Source organism: Acidovorax sp. SUPP3434 (assembly GCF_030159015.1).
In the GTDB taxonomy this organism is placed as follows: Bacteria; Pseudomonadota; Gammaproteobacteria; order Burkholderiales; family Burkholderiaceae_C; genus Paracidovorax.
The window spans coordinates 271,586-292,295 of record NZ_BQXL01000001.1 but is presented as its reverse complement, the minus strand read 5'-3'; the positions used below and the strand labels follow the sequence as shown (position 1 = coordinate 292,295).

At 68.7% G+C, this 20,710-nt stretch carries 16 protein-coding genes and 1 pseudogene; 11 read left to right on the top strand and 6 right to left on the bottom strand.

All coding sequences use genetic code 11. From position 1 onward, the window contains the following. Positions 1-20 precede the first annotated feature (20 nt). Genes AVKW3434_RS01330 through mnhG form a run of 4 tightly spaced genes read left to right on the top strand, consistent with a single transcriptional unit; the run spans position 21 to position 2,843 of the window. A complete protein-coding gene (locus tag AVKW3434_RS01330; protein ID WP_284404575.1) occupies positions 21-1,703 on the top strand; it encodes a monovalent cation/H+ antiporter subunit D in 1,683 nt (560 codons plus the stop codon). Next, positions 1,700-2,194 carry a Na+/H+ antiporter subunit E gene (locus AVKW3434_RS01325; protein ID WP_284403739.1) on the top strand — a complete coding sequence of 165 codons (495 nt, stop codon included), beginning with the start codon at positions 1,700-1,702 and terminating at the stop codon, positions 2,192-2,194. Before AVKW3434_RS01330 ends, AVKW3434_RS01325 begins: the two co-directional genes overlap by 4 nt. Continuing rightward, complete coding sequence (locus AVKW3434_RS01320) at positions 2,191-2,475, top strand: K+/H+ antiporter subunit F (RefSeq protein ID WP_284403736.1); 285 nt, start codon at positions 2,191-2,193, stop codon at positions 2,473-2,475. The genes AVKW3434_RS01325 and AVKW3434_RS01320 overlap by 4 nt, the downstream gene beginning before the upstream one ends. Beyond that, positions 2,472-2,843 carry a monovalent cation/H(+) antiporter subunit G gene (mnhG, locus tag AVKW3434_RS01315; RefSeq protein WP_284401042.1) on the top strand — a complete coding sequence of 124 codons (372 nt, stop codon included), beginning with the start codon at positions 2,472-2,474 and terminating at the stop codon, positions 2,841-2,843. The genes AVKW3434_RS01320 and mnhG overlap by 4 nt, the downstream gene beginning before the upstream one ends. 232 nt (positions 2,844-3,075) lie before the next feature. On the opposite strand, the gene AVKW3434_RS01310 is transcribed toward mnhG, so the two are convergent. Beyond that, positions 3,076-6,774, bottom strand: a complete 3,699-nt coding sequence (locus AVKW3434_RS01310) for a hydantoinase B/oxoprolinase family protein (RefSeq protein ID WP_284403734.1) — start codon at positions 6,772-6,774, stop codon at positions 3,076-3,078. A gap of 232 nt (positions 6,775-7,006) precedes the next feature. Between AVKW3434_RS01310 and AVKW3434_RS01305 the strand changes: the two genes are divergently transcribed. The 3 genes and pseudogenes from AVKW3434_RS01305 to AVKW3434_RS01295 all read left to right on the top strand — a co-directional run bounded on the left by AVKW3434_RS01305 (position 7,007) and on the right by AVKW3434_RS01295 (position 10,086). Next, a complete protein-coding gene (locus AVKW3434_RS01305; protein ID WP_284403732.1) occupies positions 7,007-7,564 on the top strand; it encodes a pesticin C-terminus-like muramidase in 558 nt (185 codons plus the stop codon). After that, entirely contained in the window at positions 7,561-8,244 is a 684-nt protein-coding gene (locus AVKW3434_RS01300; protein WP_284403730.1) for a hypothetical protein, read from the top strand. Before AVKW3434_RS01305 ends, AVKW3434_RS01300 begins: the two co-directional genes overlap by 4 nt. Positions 8,245-8,301: 57 nt before the next feature. Then, positions 8,302-10,086 (top strand): annotated as a pseudogene (locus AVKW3434_RS01295) (M14 family metallopeptidase). 37 nt (positions 10,087-10,123) lie between these two features. Here AVKW3434_RS01295 and AVKW3434_RS01290 read toward each other — a convergent pair. The 5 genes from AVKW3434_RS01290 to AVKW3434_RS01270 form a co-directional block, all read right to left on the bottom strand. Beyond that, positions 10,124-13,216: an efflux RND transporter permease subunit gene (locus AVKW3434_RS01290; RefSeq protein WP_284403728.1), complete on the bottom strand. Its 3,093-nt coding sequence runs from the start codon at positions 13,214-13,216 to the stop codon at positions 10,124-10,126. Beyond that, positions 13,213-13,449: a hypothetical protein gene (locus AVKW3434_RS01285; protein WP_284403726.1), complete on the bottom strand. Its 237-nt coding sequence runs from the start codon at positions 13,447-13,449 to the stop codon at positions 13,213-13,215. Before AVKW3434_RS01285 ends, AVKW3434_RS01290 begins: the two co-directional genes overlap by 4 nt. A 6-nt stretch (positions 13,450-13,455) precedes the next feature. Next, positions 13,456-14,274 carry an efflux RND transporter periplasmic adaptor subunit gene (locus AVKW3434_RS01280; RefSeq protein WP_284403724.1) on the bottom strand — a complete coding sequence of 273 codons (819 nt, stop codon included), beginning with the start codon at positions 14,272-14,274 and terminating at the stop codon, positions 13,456-13,458. Positions 14,275-14,350: 76 nt separating this feature from the next. Next, on the bottom strand, positions 14,351-15,169 hold the full coding sequence (locus tag AVKW3434_RS01275; RefSeq protein ID WP_284403722.1) for a MipA/OmpV family protein: 819 nt from the start codon (positions 15,167-15,169) through the stop codon (positions 14,351-14,353). Between the two features lie 25 nt (positions 15,170-15,194). Further along, positions 15,195-16,649: an efflux transporter outer membrane subunit gene (locus tag AVKW3434_RS01270; RefSeq protein ID WP_284403720.1), complete on the bottom strand. Its 1,455-nt coding sequence runs from the start codon at positions 16,647-16,649 to the stop codon at positions 15,195-15,197. 212 nt (positions 16,650-16,861) lie between these two features. Between AVKW3434_RS01270 and AVKW3434_RS01265 the strand changes: the two genes are divergently transcribed. The 4 genes from AVKW3434_RS01265 to AVKW3434_RS01250 all read left to right on the top strand — a co-directional run bounded on the left by AVKW3434_RS01265 (position 16,862) and on the right by AVKW3434_RS01250 (position 20,656). Continuing rightward, positions 16,862-17,551: a response regulator gene (locus AVKW3434_RS01265; protein WP_284401052.1), complete on the top strand. Its 690-nt coding sequence runs from the start codon at positions 16,862-16,864 to the stop codon at positions 17,549-17,551. 59 nt (positions 17,552-17,610) lie between these two features. Continuing rightward, complete coding sequence (locus AVKW3434_RS01260) at positions 17,611-18,747, top strand: sensor histidine kinase (RefSeq protein WP_284403718.1); 1,137 nt, start codon at positions 17,611-17,613, stop codon at positions 18,745-18,747. A gap of 365 nt (positions 18,748-19,112) precedes the next feature. Beyond that, entirely contained in the window at positions 19,113-20,123 is a 1,011-nt protein-coding gene (locus tag AVKW3434_RS01255) for a TRAP transporter substrate-binding protein (protein WP_284401056.1), read from the top strand. Next, complete coding sequence (locus tag AVKW3434_RS01250; protein ID WP_272568849.1) at positions 20,123-20,656, top strand: TRAP transporter small permease; 534 nt, start codon at positions 20,123-20,125, stop codon at positions 20,654-20,656. The genes AVKW3434_RS01255 and AVKW3434_RS01250 overlap by 1 nt, the downstream gene beginning before the upstream one ends. Positions 20,657-20,710 lie beyond the last annotated feature (54 nt).

Below are 20,710 nucleotides of genomic sequence, written 5' to 3'. Positions count from 1 at the left end.
CGCACGCCCTTTCCGCATGGATGCCGCACCTGATGCTGGTGCCCATCGTGCTGCCGCTGCTCACCGCCGCGCTGATGCTGCTGCTGCGCGAAGAGCGCCAGCGGCTCAAGCTGGGCCTGAACATCGCATCCACCTTCCTCGGCCTGGTGGTGGCCACGGCGCTGCTGCTGTGGACGGCCCAGGCCACCGTGCCCACCACCATGGGCGTGTATCTGCCGGGCAACTGGCCCGCGCCATTCGGCATCGTGCTGGCGCTGGACCGGCTCTCGGCCATGATGCTGGTGCTGACCAGTGCCGTCGCCCTGTGCTCCATCGTCTTCGCGGCCGCGCGCTGGCACCGCGCCGGGGTGCACTACCACCCGCTGTTCCAGTTCCAGCTGATGGGGCTGGCGGGCGCGTTCCTCACCGCTGACCTGTTCAACCTGTTCGTGTTCTTCGAGATCATGCTGGCCGCCTCCTACGGGCTGCTGCTGCACGGCTCCGGACGCACTCGGGTACAGGCCGGGCTGCACTACATCGCCATCAACCTGGCGGCCTCGTCGCTGTTCCTCATCGGCGTGTCGATGCTGTACGGCATCACCGGCACGCTGAACATGGCCGATCTGGCGCAGAGCATCCCGAAGGTGGCGGCGGCGGACCGGGGCCTGCTGCACGCGGCGGCGGCCATCCTGGCCACGGCCTTCCTCATCAAGGCCGCGATGTGGCCGCTCAACTTCTGGCTGGTGCCGGCCTACAGCGCCGCCACCGCGCCGGCCGGCGCGCTGTTCGCGCTGATGACCAAGGTGGGCGTGTACACCATCCTGCGGCTGTGGACGCTCATGTTCAGCAGCGAGGCCGGCGCCTCCGCGCTGTTCGGCAGCCTGTGGCTGATCGGCGGCGGCATGATCACCATGGCCTTCGGCGGCATCGGCATGCTGGGGTCGCAGCGGCTCACGCACCTGGCGGGCTATGCGGCCATTCTTTCGTCCGGCACGCTGCTGGCGGCGGCCGGCTTCGGGCAGAACGTGCTGACCGCCGGGCTGCTGTACTACCTGCCCAGCTCCACGCTGGCGATCAGCGCGATGTTCCTGCTGGGCGACCTGATCGACCGCTGGCGCAACGACGGCGCCACGCTCGCGCCGCACGAGCGGCACGACGACGCGCCCTTCCTCACGGCCGAGCTGGTGCCCGCCGCGGGCCTGAACCTCGACGAGGACGAGACCGTGCTGATCGGCCGGGTCATTCCCGCCGCCGCCGCCTTCCTGGGCCTGGCCTACCTGCTGTGCACGCTGGTGATCGCCGGGCTGCCGCCGCTGTCGGGCTTCGTGGGCAAGTTCGCCATGCTGACGGCGCTGCTCAACCCGCTGGGCCTGGGTTCGTCGTCCGGCTACCAGCCCGGCACGCCGGGATGGGTGCTGCTGGCGCTGATGATCGTCACTGGCCTGTTCGCGCTGATCGCCCTCACCCGCACCGGCATCCGCTATTTCTGGACCACGCACGACCGCCGCCCGCCCCAGCTGCGCGTGCTGGAAGGCCTGCCGATCGCGCTGCTGCTGGCCGGGTGCATCGGCCTCACGCTGTACGCCGGCGCGGTGATGCGGTTCACGCAGGCCACCGCCAACGCGCTGCACACCCCGTCCAGCTATATCCGCGCGGTGATGTCGGCGCGGCCCGTGCCCGGGCCGGTCACGCCGGCGCAGCCGCCCGCGAAGGAAACGCCATGAAGCGCCTGTTCCCGGCCCCGCTGCTGTCCGTGGCGCTGTTCGTGATGTGGCTGATGCTCAACCGCTCGGTGAGTGCCGGGCAGCTCGTGCTGGCGGCGTGCGTGGCCATCGCCATCCCGGTGCTCACGCGTGGCCTGCGGCCCCTGCCGGTGCGCATCCGCCGGCCCGGTACCGTGCTGCGGCTGGTGGCGTCCGTCATCGCCGACAGCGTGGTCTCCAACCTGCGGCTGCTGCGCTTTCTGGTGACGCCATCGGGCCATCGGCCGCACCCGCCGGGCTTCGTGCAGATTCCACTGGAGATGCGCGACCCAAACGCCCTGGCGGTGCTGGCGATGATCGTGTGCATCACCCCCGGCACGTCGTGGGCCGAACTGTCGCTGGACCGTTCGGTGCTGATGCTGCACGTGCTGGAGCTGGACGACAAGCAGGCCGCCATCGATCACGTCAAAACGCGCTACGAGCGCCCCCTGATGGAGATTTTCGAATCATGACCAACGGTTCCATCCTGTCCCTCGCACTGCCGGTCGCCGTCTTCCTGCTGGTGCTGGCGATGTCCTGCGCCCTGGTGCGCATGCTCAAGGGCCCGTCGGCGCAGGACCGGGTGCTGGCCCTGGACTGCATGTACCTGAACGGCATGCTGTGCATGCTGGTGCTGGGCATCTACTACGGCAGCACGAACTACTTCGAGGCGGCGCTGCTGATCGCGCTGCTGGGCTTTGCCAGCTCCACGGCGATGGCCAAGTTCCTGCTGCGCGGCGAGGTGATCGAATGACCGCCACCACCCTGCCCCTGTGGGCCGAGATCGCCATCGCGGCCCTGGTGCTGGCCGGGTGCGGCATCGCCCTGCTGGGGTCGCTCGGGCTGCTGCGCCTGCCGACCTACTTCGAGCGGGTTCACGCGCCGTCCGTGATCGCCACCCTCGGGTGCTGGTGCATCGTGCTGGCCACGCTGCTGTACTTTTCGGTCCAGGGCGCCGGGCTGGCGCTGCACGCGCTGCTCATCGGCCTGTTCGTGGCGGTCACCGTGCCGGTGACCAACATCTTCCTGATGCGCGCCGCCCTGTTCCGCGCGCGCCGGGCCGGCCAGAACGTGCCGCCCAGCCTGAGCCGCCTGCACGAGAGCACCGACCGAGACTCCTGAGGCGATCGTCGGCGCATCTTCTCGGCGTGTTTCTCGGCGCCTTCTTTGACGCATTTGCTACCAAATTTATAGCAATATGCCCTAGAAGAATATGCCGCCACGGCCTGTTTGACCACATGCCGAACGGTCCGTACCGGACGAGCGGCATCGGTGGCTGGACACAGCCGAACGCTACCAATTCAATAGCGTGATGCCCTAGTGGAATCTGCGCTGGCGGCCTTTTCCGCTCGAATCAAGAACCCGCCCCGCCGAAGCCGCCGCCACCCGGCGTGTGCACCTCGAACACATCGCCCGGCTCCATCTGCGCCTGGCCGATGTGCTCCAGCACCTCCACCCGGCCGTCCGCACGCACCACGCGGTTGATGCCCGGCTGCCCCGGCTGGCCGCCCGCCATGCCGAACGCGCCGTGGCGGCGCCCGTTCGAGAGGATGCCGGCCGTCATGGGTTCGAGAAACCGCACCCGGCGCACACCGCCGTTGCCGCCCTTCCAGAGCCCTGCTCCACCCGAATCGGCGCGGATGGCATAGCTCTCCAGCCGCACCGGAAAGCGGAACTCCAGGATCTCCGGATCGGTCAGGCGCGAGTTGGTCATGTGCGTCTGCACCACGTTCGTGCCGTCGAAACCGTCCACGCAGTCCCCGTCGTCGCCGAACACCCCACCGGCGCCGCTGCCGCCCGAGATGGTCTCGTAGTACTGGTGGCGGTCGTTGCCGAAGGTGAAATTGTTCATCGTGCACTGGCTGCCCGCCGACACGCCCAACGCGCCCAGCAGCGCATTGGTGATGCAGGTGGAGGTTTCCACGTTGCCCGCCACCACGGACGCCGGCGGCAACGGGTTGAGCATGGAGCCGGGCGGGATGATGACCTGCAGCGGCTTGAGGCAGCCGGCGTTCAGCGGAATGTCGTCGTCCACCAGCGAGCGGAACACGTACAGCACCGCGGCCATGCACACCGCCGTGGGCGCGTTGAAGTTGTTCGCCTGCTGCGCCGAGGTGCCGGTGAAGTCGATCACCGCGCTGCGGGCGGCGGCGTCCACGCGCACCGCGACCTGGATCTGCGCGCCGTTGTCCAGCGGCAGGGTGAAGGCGCCGTCCTGGAGCCGGGCGGCCAGGCGGGTGATGGCCCGGCGCACCGACTCCTCGGCGTTGTCCTGCACATGGCCCATGTAGGCCTGCACCACGGGCAGGCCGAACTGCTGCACCATCCGCCGCAGCTCCTGCACGCCCTTTTCGTTGGCGGCGATCTGCGCCTTCAGGTCGGCCAGGTTCTGCTGCGGGTTGCGGCTGGGGTATTCGCCGCTTTGCAGCAGGGCCACCATTTCGGCCTCGCGCAACACGCCGCGCTCCACCAGCTTGATGTTGTCGATCTGCACGCCCTCTTCCTCGATGCGCGTGGAAAACGGCGGCATCGAGCCGGGGGTGATGCCGCCCACGTCGGCATGGTGGCCGCGGCTGCCGACGTAGAACGTGGGTTCGGCCTCTTCGGCCAGGTACACGGGCGTGATGACGGTGATGTCCGGCAGGTGCGTGCCGCCGTGGTACGGGTCGTTCAGCACGTACACGTCGCCCGGCTGCATGCGGCCGGCATTGCGGTGGATGACCGCCTTGATGCTCTCGCCCATCGAGCCCAGGTGCACCGGCATGTGCGGCGCGTTGGCGATCAGGTGGCCCTGGGCGTCGAACAGCGCGCAGCTGAAGTCGAGGCGCTCCTTGATGTTCACCGAGTGCGCGGTGTTCTGCAACTGCAGGCCCATCTGTTCTGCGATGTTCATGAAGAGGTTGTTGAACACCTCCAGCAGCACCGGGTCCACCGTGGTGCCCAGCGCATGCCGTACGCTGCGCGCGGTGGTGCGGTCGATCACCAGGTGGTCGAGGGCCGTCAGCGCGGCCTGCCAGCCCGGCTCCACCACGGTGGTGGCGTTCTTCTCGGCAATGATGGCCGGGCCGGCGATCACGTCGCCGGGGCGCAGGTCCTCGCGCACCACCAGGGCCGCGTCGTGCCACGCGGGCACGCCGTCCACGCCCACGGTGTACATGCGCACGGTGCCACGGCGCGGCGCCTCGCGCGGCGGGTGCAGGGCCTGCATCGGCTCGACCGGCGCGTCGCCGGCCACCACCGCCTCGACCGAGACCGCCTCCACGATCAGCGCCCGGCCCCGCATGAGAAAGGCGAAGCGCTGGCGGTACGCCGCCTCGAAACCCGCCGTGATGGCCGGCACCTCCGGCACGTCGCCGACGGGCACGACCAGCGCCGCATCCGAGCCCTCGTACCGCACATGCACCCGGCGGCGCACCGACACCGGCGCACCGCCTTGCTGCTGCTGTGCCATCTCGGCCCGGGCCGCCTCGGCCAGCGCATCCAGCGTGTGGGCGATGCCGCCCAGGGCCTCGGGCGACAGGCGCGCCTCCACTGCCTGCTCGCGGATCAGGTTCTGGTCGGCCAGGCCCATGCCGTAGGCCGACAGCACGCCGGCCAGCGGGTGCACGAACACGCGCTGCATGCCCAGCGCATCGGCCACCAGGCAGGCATGCTGCCCGCCCGCGCCGCCGAAACACTGCAGGGTGTAGCGCGTCACGTCGTAACCCCGTGCGACCGAGATCTTCTTGATGGCATTGGCCATCTGCTGCACCGCGATTTGGATGAAGCCGTGCGCCACGTCGTGCGCGGGACGGCCGGCCTGCGCCCCAAGGTCGTCGAAGCGGGCCTGCACCACGGCCGCATCGAGCGGCTCGTCGCCACCATGGCCGAACACGTGCGGAAAGTGCGCGGGCTGGATCTTGCCCACCATCACGTTCGCATCGGTCACGGCCAGCGGCCCGCCCCGGCGGTAGCTGGCCGGCCCCGGGTTGGCGCCCGCGCTCTGCGGGCCCACGCGAAAGCGCGCACCGTCGTATTCCAGCAGCGAGCCGCCGCCTGCGGCCACGGTGTGGATGCTCATCATCGGCGCGCGCATGCGCACGCCCGCCACCTGGGTTTCGAACTCGCGCTCGAACTCGCCCGCGTAGTGGCTCACGTCGGTGGAGGTGCCGCCCATGTCGAAGCCGATCACGCGCACCGAATCGCCTGGGCCCGCGGCCCCGCCGGCACCGTGCGCCTGGCCCGCGAAGGCCAGCTCCGCCGTGCGCGCCATCCCCACGATCCCGCCGGCCGGGCCGGAGAGGATCGCGTCCTTGCCCTGGAAACGGTGCGCATCGGTGAGCCCGCCCGACGACTGCATGAAGTACAGCGGCACGCCCGGCATCTCGGCCGCCACCTGCTCCACGTAGCGGCGCAGGATGGGCGACAGGTAGGCATCGACCACCGTGGTGTCGCCCCGGCTCACGAACTTCATCAGCGGGCTGGTGCCGTGCGAGGTGCTCACCTGCGTGAAGCCCGCCTCGCACGCAAGGCGGGCCGCCGCCTGCTCGTGCGCGGTGTAGCGGTAGCCATGCATGAACACGATGGCCACGCTGCGCAGGCCCGCGTCGTGGGCGGCCCACAGGCGCTCGCGCAGGTGGGCCTCGTCCAGCGCCTGCTCGACCTCGCCATGGGCACCCACGCGCTCCTGCGCCTCGATCACGCGGCTGTACAGCAGCTCGGGCAGCACGATGCGGCGGTCGAACAGGCGGGGGCGGTTCTGGTAGGCGATGCGCAGCGCATCGCGAAAGCCCCTCGTGGTCACCAGCAGCGTGGGCTCGCCCTTGCGCTCCAGCAGCGCGTTGGTGGCCACGGTGGTGCCCATCTTCACGCACTCCACCTGCTTGGGCGACACGGGCGCGCCGGGCGCCAGGCCCAGCAGGTGGCGGATGCCAGCCACCGCGGCATCGCGATAGTGCCCGGGGTTTTCGGACAGCAGCTTGTGCGTGACCAGGGTGCCGTCGGGCCTGCGGCCCACCACGTCGGTGAAGGTGCCGCCACGGTCCACCCAGAACTGCCACAGTTGTGTTGCCATGTCGATGTTTTCCTCAGCCTGTTACGAATGAAATGTTTGGACAACATTGACGCAGGCATCACCTGCGAGCCAGGAGAACATCCACGATTTGCCGACCTTTTTCGATGATATCTTCGGCCCGCGGCACGACGCTGCGGCCCGCTTGCATTCATTGCGTGGGCGATTTTCGGCGCCCCGCCCCCGGCCCATTCCAACGAGTGCGGCAGCCACCGATCCCCTTCATCCACCAGACATGCCAGAACAAATCGACTATGCCTTCCTGAGCGCCCTGGAGGGCGGCTCGCTGACCACCGGCTACGTGCCGGCGGCCAACGTGAGCAAGAGCGGCGTGACCATCGCAACCGGGTTCGACCTGGGCCAACGCTCCGAGAGCGATCTGAAGAACCTGGGCCTGGCCAGCGGCCTGGTCACCAAGCTCAAACCCTACCTCGGCACCAAGGGCGCCGACGCCAAGACGCTGATCGAGAAGACCCCGCTGACGATCACCGCCGCCGAGGCCGAATCCATCGACAAGGCCACCAAGGCCAGCCACATCGCCAGCGTGAAGCTGAAGTACGACTCGGCCACGGCCGCCAAGAAGAACTTCATCGACTTGCCTGCGGAAGCGCAGACCGTCATCGCGTCGGTGTCGTTCCAGTACGGCGTCAACCTGGATGCGGCCACGCCGAAGTTCTGGAAGGCCGTCACCGAACAGGACTGGACCGAAGCGGTCAAACTTCTCAAGAACTTCGGGGACGTGTACCCCACCCGCCGCGGCAAGGAAGCCGCCCTGCTGGAGAAAGTCAAATGAAACAATGGATCGCCCTGGCCACCGCCGTGATGGTTTCCGGTGCCCTGCATGCCGCCAATGCCACGCCTGCCGCCGACAACACGACCGGCGTGGTGCATGTCACCAACCCGGAACTGCTCTCGGCGCTGCAGAACCTCAAGGCCTCGCTCACGGCGGAGCGCACGCCGCTCGCGTTCGACAACGGCGCGTCGGCCAAGAACTGCCTCGAATATTCAGACCTGCTGTCAAAGAGCCAACCGGTCGAGTCGACCCGCAACTTCGAGATCCGCAGCGAATACCGGCTGTGCGACAGCATCCGCGTGATCGCCGGCAAGCCTTTCGTCGCGCAGAAGGCCGCCGCCTCCGGCAAGCAGGGCAAAACCCTGTACGAAAAACTGGACCTGCGGTCGTTCCCCTCGTCGCTGCGCAATCGCGCCGATGGCAAGAAGCACACGCTCCAAGCGCTGCTGCCCGGCACGCCACAGTCCGAAGGCACCGCCGTCCAGGTGGAAACCCCGGAGCAGTTCTTCCGCCTGGAGGTCGTGGGCACCATCGATCACGGCAAGGGCCGCCAGCCCGAATGGATCGTCTGGGTGACGGACGAGCTCAAGAACGGCACCTACCGCGGGTACAGCAACATCGTCGTGCATCCGCCCCGTGCGGCGTCCGGCCTGTACACCGCGGCGGCTGCACCCCGATGACAATGGGCGGTCTTTTCCTTTAGCCCCATCGCCGGGGCGCCGCAGGTACCGAATCGCATGGCCTCTTTCGCCCCCCACCGTCCCTTGCTGGACCAGACCTTTCCACGCACCCTGTCCGCCTGGGTGGAGCGTTTCGGCCAACCCGTGTTTCGCGGCGCCCGCATCGAAGGCTGGCTGTTCGAGGGCGTGGCCGCGCGGCGCGCGGCCGAGCAGCGCTTGGCGGCGGTGGGCGTGGTGGCGCGCTTTCGCAGTGCCTACAAGCCGCTGGTGCACTACTTTCTGGAAGAGGTCGATGCCGCCCAGCTGGCCGCCGTCACGGTGCGCTACCCGGTGCCGGCCACGGGCTCGCCCGGGCGTTTTCTGCTGGAGGCCTATCCGCTGGCCGACCTGCTGGCCGGGTGCGACCTGCGGTTCGAACCCGGGGCCGACGACCTGCACTACAGCGTGGCGCTGCGCTTTCGCGATGGCCGCGAAACGGTCGATCGGGTCTTCGCGCCGAACCGGGTGCACGAAGACCCCACCGGCCCGGACCCGCTGCTGTCGCCCACGGGCTGGCTGCGCGTGGACGCGTCCGGCGCGCCAGGCGGCAACCAGGAGGCGGCCGAATCCACCGATTTCGAAGACCTTTTCGCGCACGCCATGCACACGCTGCGGAAGCACCCCTGGCCCGCGCAGGAGCCCTACTTCGAACGGCTGGACATCCGCGTCGACCTGCCGGGCTTCGAGCAGCCGCTGTCCACGCCGCACGAATGCATGAGCCTGCACGAGGCCCTGCACGAAGACCTGTATTTTTCGCTGCTCGAGTTCTTTCAGCAGCACTCCGGCCGCCCGGCGGGCGACCGCCGGCTGCAGCCCGGGCAGATCGTGCCCGACATCCGCCAACACGACGGCCCGCCGCGCCTGCGCATCGCGCTGCGCGCTTTCGACGTGGCCGCACAGGACGCCGGCGCCTGGGCGGACACCACGGCCGGGTAGGCCCTGGACGACATGGGCCAGGCCCCGCCGCCCGAGCGCATCGCGCAAGCCATGGAGCAACTGGGCGGCCAGCGCTTTTCCGCCCGCAGCCGCCAGGGGCGCGAGGTGCTGGGCGTGTACCGCACCGGCACCGAGGCCCCGATCCTGCTGAGCGGCGGCCAGCACGCCAACGAGACCTCCGGCGTCGTGGGGGCCCTGCGCGCGGCCGAGGCGCTGCATGAGCGGCCCGGCGCGCACTTCGCCCTCATCGCGCTGGAGAACCCCGACGGCTACGCGCTGCACCGCGAACTGGGTGCGCACCACGCCCACCACATGCAGCATGCCGCGCGCTACAGCGCGCTGGGCGACGACATCGAATACCGCGAGACCGCGCCGCTGTACGAGCGGGAGGCCCGCGAACAGGCCCTGGCCCTTTCCGGCGCGCAATTGCACATCAACCTGCACGGCTACCCCGCGCACGAGTGGACCCGGCCCCTTTCCGGCTATGTGCCGCGCGGCTTCGGCCTGTGGACGGTGCCCAAGGGGTTCTTTCTGATCCTGCGCCACCACCCGGGCTGGCAGGCCGAAGGCCGCGCGCTGCTGGAGCGGGTGGCCGCCGCGCTGCAGGGCGTCCCCGGCCTGCCCGAGTACAACGCCCGCCAGATGGCGCTGTACGAACGCCACGCGGGCGCGTTGCCGTTCGAGGTGATCCATGGCACGGCCTGCACGCAGTCCGAGAACCCGCGCGGTGCGCCGGTCACGCTCATCACCGAGTTCCCGGACGAGACGGTGTCGGGCGATGCCTTCCGCTTCGCGCACGGCGTGCAAAAAGCCGCCGTGCTGGCCGCGGTGGACGCGTGGCAGGCCATTCTTTCCGCACGCGGCTGACCGGCAGGACGGCCGGGCACACCCGCACGCTCGGCCCTCACGAAGCGGCTCCCGGCCCACGCGATGAACCGCCACCATCGCGGCCGATGCGCAAGGAAAAGAGCAGATCGTAGAGAACGGGAATCAGCCCCAGCGTCACCAGCGTGCCCAGCGCCAGGCCGCCGATCATGGTGATGGCCATGCCCGTCCACAAAGGGCCGGCGAACAGCATCAGCGGAACCAGCCCGACGATGCAGGTGAGCTTGGTCATCACGATCGGCCGCAGCCGCTTGATGGCCGCGGCCACCACCGCTTCGCGGCGCTCCAGGCCCTCGCTCAGCTCTTCCTCGATGCGCTCGAGCAGCAGCACCGCGTTGTTGACGATGATGCCCGCCAGCGCCAGCAGCCCGAACGTCGCCATGAAGCCGAAGGGATACCCCGTGACGAGCAGCGCCAGCGCTGCGCCGATCAACACGAACGGCACGCTCGCCATCACGATGAACAGCTTGCGAAACGAGTTGAACTGCCAGACGAACAACAGCAGGATGGCACCCAGCGCGTGCGGAAAATACTGCAGCAAGGCGCCGTTGGCTTCCCGCGAGTCCTCGATCTCGCCCCCCAGCTCGATGCGGTAGCCGGGCGGCAACCGGATCGCCGCCACGGGGCCGGCAAGGCGGCTGACGATCTCGGTGGCCGTCAGGCCGGGGTTCTGGCCGGTCACGGTGATGGCACGGCTCAGGTTGCGGCGCACGATGGCGGACGGCTCGGTGCCGCTCACGACGGTGGCTACCGAAGCCAGCGGCACGGGCGATCCGCCGCCCTGCGGAGACACCAGGGTGTCGCCCGGATCGCCGTGCCCGGCGCGCTCGCCCGCATCGCCGCGCAGCACGATCGGCACGTTGACGCCATCGTCGCGAACCATCGACACGTCCGTGCCGCTGTACCGCATCTGCAGCGCCTGGGCGATGCCCTCGCTGGTCACGCCGGCGCGGCGCGCCTTCAGTGGGTCGACGCGCACCTGGTAGTGGGGAATCCGCGCATTCCAGTCGTCGTAGACATCCTCGGTACCGGGCAAAGCGCGCAGGGCCTGGGCGATCGCCTCGGCAGCTCCCCGCAGCACGGTCTCGTCCGGCCCGATCACGCGGTAGATCGCCACGCCCGCCTCGGTCGATCCCATCGAAAAGCGCTTGGGTTCGGCACGCGCTTCGGGATGCTGCGCGCGAAGATGGGCGCGGGTGCGGGCGATGACCGCGTCGATGTCGGTGCCCGCCCGAACGCTGACCGTGAAGTAGGCCATGCCCGCCGCAGGCAGCGGCGGCGCCAGGCCCAGCACGATGCGGGGCCCGCCATCAGCGACGTAGCCGATGCTGTCCACCACTTCCGGGCTCGCCGTCTTGTCGGCGAACCACTGGCTGATCGCCTGCACGGTCCGCAGCGTCTGGCGGGAATCGCTGCCGGGCTGCAGGTTGACCGGCATCTGGAACTGCAGGCGGTCCGATTTCGGCAGGAAGTCGTACGGAATGCTGGCGAGGACCGCGATGGCGCCGGCCAGCAGCGCCAGCATCGCCCCGACGAACCAGGGCTTGTGCGCGAGCAGGCTTTCGATGGCCCGGCGATAGCCCCGGTAGAACGCGGAATCGTAGGCCGCGCCCCCCGATGCGTCGGCCGCATGCGCCCGCGCGAAATACAGGCACAGCAAGGGCGTGACGGTGAGGCTGAGCAGCCACGAGCCCAGCAGCGTCGTCGCCAGCACGATCGCGAGCGACCGCAGGTATTCGTTGGTGCTGGTCTGGCCCAGGAAGAACGGCGAGAACGCCAGCACGATCACCAGCGACGACGTGAGCAGCGGCAGCGCCAGCGTGCGGCCGGCGGCGATGCAGGCGGCCCGGCGGTCCTCGCCGATGCCGAGCCGGCGCTCGATGTCCTCCGCGATGACGATGCCGTTGTCCACCAGCAGGCCGAGCGCGAGGATGATCGCGGCGATCGAGACCGTCTGCAGTTCCACCCCGAGCGCGCGCATCGCCACCAGCGCGCCGAGAATGGTCAGCGGCACGATGGCGCCCACGATCAGGCCGGTGCGCCAACCCAGGAACAGCATGACGACCGCCATGACGATGGCCACCGTCTCGCCCATGACGTGGTGCATCTTGTCCATTTCCCGCTCGACCACGTCGGCCTGGAAGGTCACGATGTGCTGCTCGAAGCCCGCAGGCAGCAAGGTGGCGGTCTCGTCGAGCTTCTGGCGCAGCGCCTTCCCGAACGCGGCAATGTTCCTGCCGGGGGCCATCGACACCGCCACCACCACCGCGGGTTGCCCCTGGTAGATGGCGGCGCTCTCCGGTGGATCAACGGGCATGACCTGCACCTGGGCGAGTTGGGACAGCGGCACCTCCCGAGGGCCGCTGCCGGCCGGGACCGACACCAAGCACTGGCGCAGGTCATCGAGGGTGCGCAATTCGCCGGAGACGGCCACGGTCATCGCCAGACCGGAGACTGCGATCTGCCCGCCAGGCGCCACGATGTTCTGAGCGCGCAGCTGCGCGATCACCGCGGCCGGCGTGAGGCCCGCCTGGAGAAGGCGGCCCCGGTCGAAATCGACATACACGCGCTCTTCCTGCAAGCCGTGCAGTGTCACCCGCTCGACCCCTGGCAAGGCATAGAGCTGCTCGCGCATGCGCCGCAGCGGGCCGCGCATCTCGCCCATGCTGAAGCCCGGGGCCACGATGGCGATCGAGGCGACCGAGACGCGGCCGAAATCGTCGTCCACGAAGGGGCCCAGCGCGCCTGTCGGCAAGCCGGTGCCGGCTTCGAGACTCTTGGCACGCACCCGCTGCCACAGGGCGCCGAGGTCCTTGACATCGTCGTAGGCCGTCAACTGGATGATCGCGCTGCCCGGGCGCACCGTCGTGACGATCTTCTTGATGCCGGCAATCTCGCGCAGGCGCTCCTCGGTCGGACGGGCCAGCAGGTTCTCGACCTGCTCGCTGGGCATGCCAGGGAAAGCCACGGAGACAAGGGCATCGCGCACCGTGACCGAGGGCTCTTCTTGCGAGGGAAAATCCAAGAAAGCGACGATGCCAGCGACAAGAATGAACAGCGCGGCGAACAGCGTCAGGCGGCTGGAGGAAAGGGCTGCACGGGTGAGGTTCATTGCGGCACACCGGCACCCAGGCGGGTTTCAGGACGAAACAGAGCGACCGCCTGTCCATTGACCAGGAAGGCGGCGCCCGTGCTGACGATGCGCTCGCCCGGGGCCAGCCCCTGAAGCACAGGAAAGCGGGTGCCCTCCAAAGGGCCCAGCACCACTTCGCGACGCTGCACATGCCCCGTCAGCGCGTCGTGGACGAAGACAGCCGCCTTGTCCTTTTCTGCGGCGGGAACCACAGCGGTCTATGGAATGGTCAGACCAGCCGGCGCGGAGGGCAACGCCAGCATCAGGCTTTCACCGCTGCGCGGGAGCCGCTCCTGTTCGGGCAGGTCGAAAATCGCCTGCACGGTGGCGCCGCCTTCGACCTGGGCCGACACGCTGCGAAGCCGCAGTGCGAGCGGACGGTCACCCTCCCCGCTGCGGTAGGCCGTCGCCGAGGCACCCGGGGCCAGGCCGGCACCCACATCGGCCGGCAGCATGGTCAGCACCTGCGCACGGCCCTCGCCATCGAGCTGCAGGACGGCCTGACCCGGCGCGGCATCCGACTGCGGTTGCAGCAAGCGCGCGACCACGGTGCCCGCGAACGGCGCGCGGATGTCCGCCTGCCGCAAGGCGCGCCGGGCCAGGGCGCGGTCGGATTCCGCCGCGCGCACCTTGGACTGGGCGGCCTCGAACGCGGTCCGGCTGGTGATCAATGCCGCGGCGGAAAGGGACCCATCCTCGAACAGGGCCTGCTGCTGGCGCAGCTGGCTTCTGCGCTCGTCCAGATCCGCCACGGCGGCCTGGACGCTGGCGTCGGCCTGCTCCCACTTCAGCCGCGCCGGCTGCGGATCGAGGCGGGCCAGGAGCTGGTCCTTGCGCACGCGATCACCGACGTCCACGCGGACCTCGGCAATGCGGCCGCCGCCCTCGAACCCCAGTTGGGCGCGCTGCTCCTGGCGGACCACGGCGGTGAACCGGGTTTCGACCGATGCGGCCGCCCCCACGGTTTCCAGTTTGACGGCCCGGGGGACCGTGTCGGCAGGGGCGGCCTGCCCGTCGCAGCCAGTCAGCAGCAGCATGGAAGCCCATCCGCAAAGGAGGAGAAAAAGACAAGGAACGGATTTCACGGCAGTGGCCTTCCTGTTCATCGATGCGTCAGTAGGTGTAGGTCACTGCGGCGCCGCCGGTGACGGAGGTGCGGCGCACGACCAGCGGGCTGTGCTCCGCGTTGTCGACATACCGCAAGGCAGACACCTGCAGGGAAGTGGTCCAGTGCGGGGCCAGGGCGTGGCTCCAGCTCGCGCCGATGGCATATCCGTACACACCGGAGCCGGCGTTGAATGCGGCGAAGCGCGTGCGCGAAGCCTGCTGCGGCGTGACGCCGAAATAGGCCTGGTTGTATCGCCGGTCGCCCGCATGGACGTCGGCACTGAGCGAGACGGTATCGGCCGAGGTTTTCAGCAGGTTGTATTCGGCCCCCAGGCGGTACCGGTTGCGGCGCGCACCGCTTTCCAGGGCGAATTCCGCTTCGGCGCTGACCGAGAAATCGGGAGTGAACTGCTGCATGAGCAAGGTGCGGGTGGTGACCGAGTCCGGCACGTCGCCCAGACCCGCCAGCTTTCTGGAGCCCGGGCGGAACGGACTGTTGCGCTGCACGCGGCCGAAGTCGTAGAACACCGATTGCGATGCGTAGAAACCGCTCTCGGACTGCCATTGCAGGCCGATGCCGCGGCTGGTATCGGCAAAGAAGATGCCTCGCTGGACAGACAGCACCGGAAGAATCTCCACGCGGTGGTCGTCGGACCCCGGATAGCGGGGGGTCACCCTCGCCGCGGCGCCGATGATGAAATCGGTCGTGTCCCCGAGCAGGCGGGAGCCCCAGCCCGCGAGCGTTTGGGCATGCCCGGCGTGGGGCATCGCCACGAAAACGGACGCCAGCAGGCAGGGAGCGAGGCGGAGAGCGGTTGGTTTCATGATGGGTTCGGGAGGTGTGGTCGAGTCAAAGGGAAGACGGAAGCTGAACGCCGTAGAACGCGCTGAACAGCGCGATCCGGTTCAGCACGAGGTCGCGGGCAATGCCCAGGTGGTCGAGTTCGGACTGGCTCGCCCGCACCCGTTCGGACAGCAAGGTGCTGCGGTTTTGCAGGCCCTGGGCGGTGCGGGCCGCCAAGCGCTGAATCCTCGCGCGCTCGCGCATGGCGTTGTCCCGCGCATGCGTTTCGGAAGCGGCCAGCGTGGCCTGCCTGCCCAGGGCATCGGCGACTTCGCGGAAAGCGGACTGGACCGCCTTTTCGTATTCGGCGATGCCGGCCCGTTGGCGCACTTCGGCCAGTTGCAGGCCCGCGCTGTTGCGGCCGTGGTCGAAGATCGGCAACACCAGTTGCGGCGTGAAGGTCCACATGCGGCTGCCGGCATTGAAAAGGCCGCTCAGGCTGTCGCTGGCCACGCCCACCGACGTGCTGAGGCGAATGGACGGAAAAAAGGCCGCCCGCGCAGCGCCGATGTCCGCATTGCCTGCGCGCAGTTCGGCCTCGGCCTGCTGGATGTCGGGCCGCTGCAGCAGCACCTGGGAGTCCAGGTTGCGCAGCGCCGCCACCGGGGCGTTCCGAGGGAGCAGGCCATCGATGTCCCCCTCGGCACGGCCGGTGCTGTAGCCGGTGAGCAGTTGCAGGGCCCGCAGGGCCGCCGCATCGTCGTCGGCGGCCTGCAGCGCACGCACGTGAATTCGGTCGGCCTGCGTGCGCTGGGCATCGAGTTCGTCCGCCGAGATCGCGCCGACCTCGTGCTGGCGTCGGGCGATGGACAGGAGCGCGGCGCTGTCGCTGTCGATGGCGGCCATCTGCCCCGCTGCCTGGGCCGCCGCCAGCTTCTGGCTGTAGGCCCGCAGCACCTCGGCGATCAAGGCGCCCCGCGCCGCCTGCTGCCCGTGCGCCGATGCCAGGTACCGTTGCCGGGCGGCTTCGGACAGCGCCTTCATCTTGCCGAAGAAATCGATCTCGAAATCGGAAATTCCCACGCTGGCATAGGCCTGATCCTGTCCATACCGGGCCTGCAGCGCATCGCTACCGAATCGTTGCCGGTCGCGCTGCACCTGGAGTCCGACCTGCGGCAGGCGCGCCGAGTCTTCGATCCCATATTGCGCGCGGGCCTGTTCGACCTTCAGCGCAGCCAGGCGGAAATCCGCGTTGTGGGCCAGCGCGCGGGCCACCATCGGCGCGAGGTCCTGTGCAGGCGAGAACGCTTGAAGAAACCGGCGCTCGTCTTGCGAGAGTTCGGCCGTCGCCGCTTCGGAAGCCATGCCGCGCCCGGCCGGGTCCGCCATGAAGGTCGCCGGAACCCGGGGAACGGGGCGCTCGAAAGGCGGGGTCAACGAGCACCCGCCGACCAGCAAGGCCAAGGTGGCGCATGCCAGCGAGAGGCCGCTGCGGACGGGGTGTGCGGGCAATGAAATCATGTCGATGGGTGGGTGACAACTCGGCGGGCAGTGTCCCCAGGCGGGATCAAGATTGCTTTCGGGAATCTTCAAGATTTCATCAAGACGCGCGCAAAAAAATGGCCGCTCGCATTCGACCGCGCGGCGGGCGGCTGGCAGTACGATTCGCACGGCAAAGCCGGGCACCGGTGCCCGGCGCGTTTTGCCAAGTGCTTCTAAGGCGCACGAAACCCATGAATCAAAAACGAGTGTTGGTGGTTGAGGACGATCCCGACAGCGCCAGCGTGCTGGAGGCCTACTTGAAACGGGAGGGGTTCCTGGTGGCCGTGGCGAACGACGGCGAGCAGGCCGTCACCTGGCATGCCCAGTGGAAACCAGACCTGGTCCTGCTGGATGTGATGCTTCCCAAGCTGGGCGGCACCGAAGTGCTCTCCGCCATCCGGCGTGCGGGCGATACGCCCGTCATCATGGTGAGCGCCATCGGCGACGAGCCGGAAAAGCTGGGGGCGCTGCGCTACGGCGCGGACGATTACGTCGTCAAGCCCTACAGCCCGAAGGAAGTGGTGGCGCGCGTGTATGCGGTGATGCGCCGCACCGGTGCGGCCCGCTCGCCCGAGGGCGCGCTCAAACATGGCCGACTCACGGTGGACACCAGTGCCTTCGTGGCGGCCGTGAGCGACGCCGATGGCCAACCCGTCGCGCTCGACCTGACACCCACCGAATTCAACCTGCTGGCGTCGTTGCTGCGCACGCCGTTCAAGGCCTTCACCCGCAGCGAGCTGCTGGAAGCGTGCCTGCCCGAGAGCGATGCGCTGGAGCGCGTGGTCGATGCGCACATCCACAACCTGCGCCGCAAGCTGGAGCAGCGCGGCATCACCGGGGTGCTGGTCACGGTGCGGGCCGTGGGCTACCGCTTCCAATGAAAGGCCTGTTCTCCCCACGCCCCCGGCACACCCCGCTTTGGCGGTGGGTGGGCTTTCGCATGAGTGCGTTGGCGGTGGTGACCGTCATCGCGATCGCGCTCGCGATGTGGTTTCGATTCGCGATCTCGGACGCGGTGGCGCTCGGCCAACTGCCGCCCGAAGCCCGTCAGGAAATGCTGCAGCTGCGAGCCGACCCGCACCGCAATGCCTCGCGGCTGTGGCAGCTGTTTGCGCAGTACTACGACGTCGTCGATTTCCTGCCAGGCATCGCCAACCGGGACTGGTGGCTGCTTGCGGCGATGGTGATCGGTGCCATCCCGGTGATCGTCCTGTGCGGCCTCTACGCTTCGCGCCCGCTGTCGCGGCAGTTCACCATGGTCGCTCACGCGGCACGCCGCGTGAGCGAGGGCGACTTCTCCGCCCGGGCGACGGTGGTGACCGACGCTCCGCAGGAACTCATCGGGCTGGCGGTGGATTTCAACGACATGACGGCCCGGCTGCAGCGCTACGAACGCGAGGTGAGCGAATCGAGTGCCATGGTCGCGCACGAATTGCGCACGCCGCTGAACGCCGCCATGGGCCGGCTCCAGGGCATGCTGGACCAGGTGTTCCCCTGCGACGAGTCGCAACTGCTGATGGTGCATCGCCAGCTGGAGCAGCTCAACCGGCTGGTGGGCGATCTGCACCTGCTCTCCCTGGCCCGCGCAGGCCAGTTGTCGCTGGAGCATGAAGACTTCCTGCTCGAGGACCTGATCCAGGAGCGGCTGGCCTGGGCTTCGCAGCGGCTGAACGCCGCGGGACTCGCACCGCAGGTGTCCATCCCCCGAGGCACCCGGCTGACCGGCGACCGCGACCGGATCGGCCAGGTGCTGCTCATCCTGGTCGACAACGCCATTCGATACGCCGCGTCCGGCCAACAGCTGTCCATTGACGTGCAGGCATCGAACGGCGATATCCACCTGTCGGTCTGCGACCGGGGCCCGGGCGTGGAGGCCGAATCCCTGGCCCGGATGACCGAGCGCTTCTGGCGGGCCGAGCACTCGCGCGACCGCCACCTGGGCGGCAGCGGGCTGGGTCTGTCAATTGCCTGCGCCATCTGCGAGGCCCATGGCGGCTCGCTGGAAATGGTCGGCCGCAACGGGGGCGGATTGTGTGCCCGGGTCCGGCTCCCGCATCCGCCGCAGCGCGCGTTCTAGGTCCGTCGTTCATGCCGAAGGGGCGGCGCCACTGCGGCGCGGCCACCTGCGCCGCCGTGCCCCTTGCCGCCCTTTGGTGACGGTCGCCGGTCCGATGCCGAGCCCCTTCCTCCCTGCCTTGGTGCGTGCCGGATGCACCACCGCGCGGCCACTGCAGCCCCCTTCTTGCGGACCGCCCCGTTTTCCCAGGAGCCCGCCCTTGGCATGCTCCGTGCATGGCCAGCCAGGTGATCGCGATGGCCCGAGGGCGGGGCTCCAGCCAGCCGGTCGTTCAGGTAAACACCTGAGGGTGGGATCGCAAACACGCGGTTACATTGAATGCGGTCTTTCGTTTCCCTGTCTCACTACCACTGTGGAGTTCATCGATGAAGCGTAGCGCTCTCCCTCTGTCCGCATGGGCCCTCGCCGGCGCCCTGGCTTGCGGACTGTGTGCCCCCACCGCGTTCGCGCAGACCAAATGGGACCTGGCCGCAGCCTATCCCGCCACCAACTTCCACACCGAGAACCTGGCGGAGTTCGCCAAGGACGTGGACGTCGCCACGGGTGGCAAGCTCAAGATCACGGTGCATGCCAACGCATCGCTGTTCAAGGCCAACGAAATCAAGCGCGCCGTGCAGGGCGGGCAGGCGCCGGCCGGCGAGATCCTGCTGCCCAACTTCGAGAACGAGAACCCCATCTTCGGCGTGGACGGCATTCCGTTCCTGGCCACCTCGTACGCCGATTCCAAGCGGCTGTATGAAGCGCAAAAGCCTGTGCTCGAAAAATTGCTCAATGCGCAGGGCCTGCGGCTGCTGTACACCGTGGCCTGGCCGCCGCAGGGCATTTACTCCAAGCGGGAAATCAGCTCGGTGGCCAATCTGCGGGGCATCAAATGGCGCGCCTACAGCCCGGCCACGGCCAAGATCGCCGAACTGATCGGCGCGCAGCCCGTCACCATCCAGGCGGCCGAGCTGTCGCAGGCCACGGCCACGGGCGCGGTCGAATCGATGATGACGTCCGGCTCCACCGGCTACGACAGCAAGCTCTACGAGAGCATCAAGTACTTCTACGACACCCAGGCCTGGCTGCCCAAGAACGCGGTCATCGTGAGCAAGAAGGCCTTCGACGCGCTCGACAAGCCCACGCAGTACGAGCTGCTCAAGAGCGCCGCCGCGGCCGAGGCCCGCGGCTGGAAGGTCAGCGCGGAAAAGAACGAGTGGTACAAGAAGGCCCTGACCGACAAGGGCATGAAGATCCTCCCGCCCCCACCGAAGCTGGTGGCCGACCTGCGCCAGGTCGGCGACATCATGCTGGCCGACTGGCTCAAGAAGGCCGGTCCCGATGGCGAGGCCATCATCGCCGCCTACCGCAAGCCGGCCCCCGTGGCAGCCAAGTGATGCGCCGCTTCCTGGACCGCCTGTACCTGGGCGCGGGCGCCCTGGGCGCCACCTTCGTGGCCCTGATCTGCGTGCTGATGATCGCCCAGAGCGTGCTGCGCGAGGTCGGGGTGCGCACCGGGGCGCTCAACGACGTGGTGGCGTGGTTCTGCGCCGCCGCGGCGTTCTTCGCCATGGCGCATGCCTTCAAGCACGGCGACTTCGTGCGGGTCACGCTGCTGCTGGAAAAGCTCTCGCCGCCCCGGCGCCGGCAGTTCGAGATCGTCTCGCTGGCCATCGGCTCGGTGGCAGTGGCTTACCTGGCCTGGTCGGCGTGCCTCTTCACCTACGAAAGCTGGGAGTTCAACGACGTCGCCCAGGGGCTGCTGCCCCTGCCGATGTGGATTCCCCAGATGAGCTTCGCGCTGGGCTCGGTGCTGCTGTTCGTCGCGGTGGTCGATGAATTCATCATCGTGCTGCGCGGCGGCGTGCCCACCTTCGTGCGCGAAGTCGAGGACCGGCACGCGCGCGGCGATTTCTCTTCCGACATCTGACCCTCCACCCGACCTGAACCCTCGCTGCGGCCCGGCCGGGCCCGAAAGAAGAAT

What these genes read in the sequence shown, in the direction of transcription:
- AVKW3434_RS01275 (WP_284403722.1), bottom strand. Translation starts at nt 15,169, where the DNA reads ATGAAACCAACCGCTCTCCGCCTCGCTCCCTGCCTGCTGGCGTCCGTT.
- AVKW3434_RS01300 (WP_284403730.1), top strand. Translation starts at nt 7,561, where the DNA reads ATGAAACAATGGATCGCCCTGGCCACCGCCGTGATGGTTTCCGGTGCC.
- AVKW3434_RS01330 (WP_284404575.1), top strand. Translation starts at nt 21, where the DNA reads ATGCCGCACCTGATGCTGGTGCCCATCGTGCTGCCGCTGCTCACCGCC.
- mnhG (WP_284401042.1), top strand. Translation starts at nt 2,472, where the DNA reads ATGACCGCCACCACCCTGCCCCTGTGGGCCGAGATCGCCATCGCGGCC.
- AVKW3434_RS01305 (WP_284403732.1), top strand. Translation starts at nt 7,007, where the DNA reads ATGCCAGAACAAATCGACTATGCCTTCCTGAGCGCCCTGGAGGGCGGC.
- AVKW3434_RS01280 (WP_284403724.1), bottom strand. Translation starts at nt 14,274, where the DNA reads ATGCTGCTGCTGACTGGCTGCGACGGGCAGGCCGCCCCTGCCGACACG.
- AVKW3434_RS01270 (WP_284403720.1), bottom strand. Translation starts at nt 16,649, where the DNA reads ATGATTTCATTGCCCGCACACCCCGTCCGCAGCGGCCTCTCGCTGGCA.
- AVKW3434_RS01290 (WP_284403728.1), bottom strand. Translation starts at nt 13,216, where the DNA reads ATGAACCTCACCCGTGCAGCCCTTTCCTCCAGCCGCCTGACGCTGTTC.
- AVKW3434_RS01310 (WP_284403734.1), bottom strand. Translation starts at nt 6,774, where the DNA reads ATGGCAACACAACTGTGGCAGTTCTGGGTGGACCGTGGCGGCACCTTC.
- AVKW3434_RS01255 (WP_284401056.1), top strand. Translation starts at nt 19,113, where the DNA reads ATGAAGCGTAGCGCTCTCCCTCTGTCCGCATGGGCCCTCGCCGGCGCC.
- AVKW3434_RS01325 (WP_284403739.1), top strand. Translation starts at nt 1,700, where the DNA reads ATGAAGCGCCTGTTCCCGGCCCCGCTGCTGTCCGTGGCGCTGTTCGTG.
- AVKW3434_RS01320 (WP_284403736.1), top strand. Translation starts at nt 2,191, where the DNA reads ATGACCAACGGTTCCATCCTGTCCCTCGCACTGCCGGTCGCCGTCTTC.
- AVKW3434_RS01260 (WP_284403718.1), top strand. Translation starts at nt 17,611, where the DNA reads ATGAGTGCGTTGGCGGTGGTGACCGTCATCGCGATCGCGCTCGCGATG.
- AVKW3434_RS01250 (WP_272568849.1), top strand. Translation starts at nt 20,123, where the DNA reads ATGCGCCGCTTCCTGGACCGCCTGTACCTGGGCGCGGGCGCCCTGGGC.
- AVKW3434_RS01265 (WP_284401052.1), top strand. Translation starts at nt 16,862, where the DNA reads ATGAATCAAAAACGAGTGTTGGTGGTTGAGGACGATCCCGACAGCGCC.